This window comes from Enterococcus sp. 6D12_DIV0197 (assembly GCF_002174385.1).
Taxonomy (GTDB): Bacteria; Bacillota; Bacilli; order Lactobacillales; family Enterococcaceae; genus Enterococcus_D; species Enterococcus_D casseliflavus.
In genome coordinates, this window is the sequence record NZ_NIBN01000001.1 from 2993176 (window position 1) to 2995726 (window position 2551).

At 30.0% G+C, this 2551-nt stretch carries 1 pseudogene; it reads right to left on the reverse strand.

The annotated features are described in order from the left end of the window. Positions 1 to 910: 910 nt before the first annotated feature. Positions 911 to 2551, reverse strand: a pseudogene (locus tag A5867_RS14020) (type III restriction endonuclease subunit R); the annotation flags it as partial.

Sequence of the window (2551 nt, forward strand, 5' to 3'; positions counted from 1 at the left end):
TTATTATGCAACAAAACACTGGTATAAAAGCATTTAACCTAAACACTATCTTTTTCTCTATTGTTATCATTGAATGATATAATGAACTTTTAATATTGTAGAGCAATATTGTTAAGTAGAAACGTTTGTGTTTAACAATACCGATTTCATTTTCGGTACGTAAAAATAGGTACACCTAAAAAATATTCCAGTTAGAATAGGCAATGTGATATTTCTGTTCAAAATTAATCTTGAAACATTTTAAGTAAAAAGAGACAGAAAAAACCTATCTCTACTATTATGTATTCATTTATTCTGGTTAGATATTCCAATCATTCCTTTAGTCAATCAGTACTTCTTAAAACACATGGATTTTACATATGCAATTAAATAATTCATGAGTTTCTGCTTCAATCGAGTCTAATGGCAGTATTTTATCATCATTTAACTAGTAATCTCTGCTGAAGAATCCTGTTACATAATTAGTAAAAGTATCGTCTATGTTCTTCATAGATACATAGTTACGTGATTAGCTCTAACGTTGAAGCTACCGGTAAAGAATAGTAGGGAAAATCCCAAAAGCTGTTACTCCATCCGATGGTAATCCCTTTATTAAGCTGTATACTGTTTCGCAATCCTATTTTATTTGAAGCAAAGATAAACAATCACTTAACGCTATGTAATTATCTACTATTCCACCACCATTCAGAATAATAAAACCTTTAGTTTTTTATCGACTGAGATACTATTTCATCTTACACTTTATAAGACAGCTTACTCCCAAATTAAAAGATTATCTGACAAAATTGAAGTACACCAATTCTTAAAATATCACAATAATTATATCAAGAAAGTACCGCAAAAACAAACGTAAGTTCGCTTTTACTCAAATAGAAAGGGAAACACTAGTTAAGTATTTCCCTTTCTGTTTTCAATATTCACTTAGAAACTCAATCTTTCCATCTAATGGTTGACCATCATTTATTTTTTCAGAAAGGTCATCAATAAATACACGTCTATTCTTTTCATTGTAGAACCTTACGCCCATTAATTTTACCGACTCATTTTCACCAATAAGTTCAATATCAGAACCATTTATTGCTTCTAACATTTCCTCTTTCCAAGCATCTTCTTTAACTCTATCTTCACCTTTTGGCTCCATATAAATTTGATAGACAAAATCTTCATTAGATAAATAAAGAATAAAATCAGGCATGAAACCTCTTGGTCCATTAAATTCAGTTAGTTTGAAACGAGTTGCTTTTTCATCGTTCCGAATAAGATAAACATCCTTGTACTTTAATTGTAATTGATGAATAAAGTTTTCCATCAACTGAACCATATTGTATTCCAAATTATTCATGATGGCATCCGTGTAAACAAACCAATCTTTCCCCTTCATAGAGTGCGTATCAATTCTTTGTGTAACATGTTGTCCTGTTTCAAATTTTGGAACAACCACTTCATAATCTTTCAGGGTTTCTTTAATTGCTACAGGTTTAAAGATTTTCAGTCCAATCTCTTTCTTGTAATTTCTACGAATTTTATCTTCACAGTAAGAAAGAAATCTATCGACTATTTCTAACTTTTCTGTCGGAGTCAAGTCTGATACATTTTGGTCTTTAGGTAAAGAAACAGTAATAGAAACACCTTTAAAGTATTGGCTACTATTTAATAACTCATTCATGGATTTTAACATTGGTAAATATTCTTTCAAATTAGAAAAGCGATAAAAAGGATTCCTTTGAATAGCTTTTTTGAAAAATCTCTTATCTACACTTAATGCCTGTTCATGGCGTTCAATTTGTTGATTCTGCTCTTTTTCTTGAAATTTTACTTCTAATGTACTTCCGATATACTCTGTAAGCCATTCATTTGGAATTGTAAACTTTTCCAAAGAAGAATAATCCTCTGGAGTTGTAGGTCTACTTTCATTGACAAATATCTGACCTTCTTTAAATACTTTAGTATTTTTAAAAGCATTCTTTATCTTTGTCGATAAAATACGTACTGTTTCATCATTAGCAGTGATCAAGTTAACTGCATTCATAGATTTTTCAAGATTTGCCAAATAACCTTTTTCATTTATTGTATGATAATGTAATGTTTCTAAGAATCTTAAATCATTGTTAGTATTATCAAATCTTCTTGTATAACTACGTTGTCCATCGTATTCATAAGGATAATACCTTGCACCACGACCAATCAATTGTGCTTCACTATCTGTAGCAGTTCTTGTTGTGCCAGCACCTTCTGAAATACGAACAATATCATAAAGATTTAGGACATCCCAACCTTCATTAAGTTTTGCCACCGCAAAAATTACTCGAATAGGATTATTTACATTTTCTAAGGTATTTAATAGAACTGCATTGTCTACACTTAACATATTTTTTTCATTTGCATTTAGAATGTTTCTTGGTGCAAAATCTTCTTGTATTTCACGAATAATTGAATCTAAGTCTTCTTCTAAATAATAAGTGAACACAATATCTAATGTTGAATTTGGAAGGACACTAGCTTTTCTTTGTTTAATATAACGTGTTAAGTCTTCAACTGAAAAATTTTCTAT